Source organism: Streptomyces inusitatus, assembly GCF_014651115.1.
GTDB lineage: Bacteria > Actinomycetota > Actinomycetes > Streptomycetales > Streptomycetaceae > Streptomyces > Streptomyces amakusaensis.
Window position 1 is genome coordinate 1 of record NZ_BMWG01000095.1, and the last position, 632, is coordinate 632.

Sequence of the window (632 nt, forward strand, 5' to 3'; positions counted from 1 at the left end):
GTGCGGTGGTTGCCGCGTCCGGCGTCGGTGAGGTTGTACGAGGAGCCGGACTGGGTGCTGCCGAGGGTGACCTGGCCGCTGTACTGGGTGTTGCCGGTGCCGTTGTGGACGGCCTGCCACTCGTAGAGCTTCTTGCCCGTCTTCGCGTCGGTGACGACGTGGAGTTCGTTGGGGGTGCCGTCGTGCTGGAGGCCGCCGACGACGGTCTCGTACGCGAGGACCGGCTTGGCGCCCTGGGCCAGCCAGACGACCTCGCGCGGCGCGCGTTCGGCGTCGGTTCTGGTGGAGCCCTCGGCCTTCGCGCGGGCGAGGGCCTGCTTCTCGGCCGCCGCCGGGGCGATCGCGGCGGAGGTGGCGACGCCCTTGAGGGCGGTGCGGGAGGCCTTGACGACCGATTCGGTCGCGCCCGTCTTCGACTCGGAGACCACCAGGTCGCCGCCGAGGACCGGGAGTCCGGCGAAGGTGCGCTCGTAGCGGGTGTGGGTGGTGCCGTCGCGGTCCCGGGTGACGTCCCGGACGAGGAGCTTCTCCTGTGCGCCGAGGCCCAGTTCCTTCGCGGTGGCCGCCGTGGTCGCGCTCCGGGCCCGTATCAGCCCGGCGCGCTGCGCGGGGGTGAGACTCGCCGGCAGCGC

The 632-nt window shown here is 73.3% G+C and carries 1 protein-coding gene; it reads right to left on the reverse strand.

The features are described 5' to 3' along the window. A partial coding sequence (locus IE247_RS33980; RefSeq protein WP_190127225.1) for a PepSY domain-containing protein occupies positions 1-632 on the reverse strand: 632 nt, incomplete at both ends.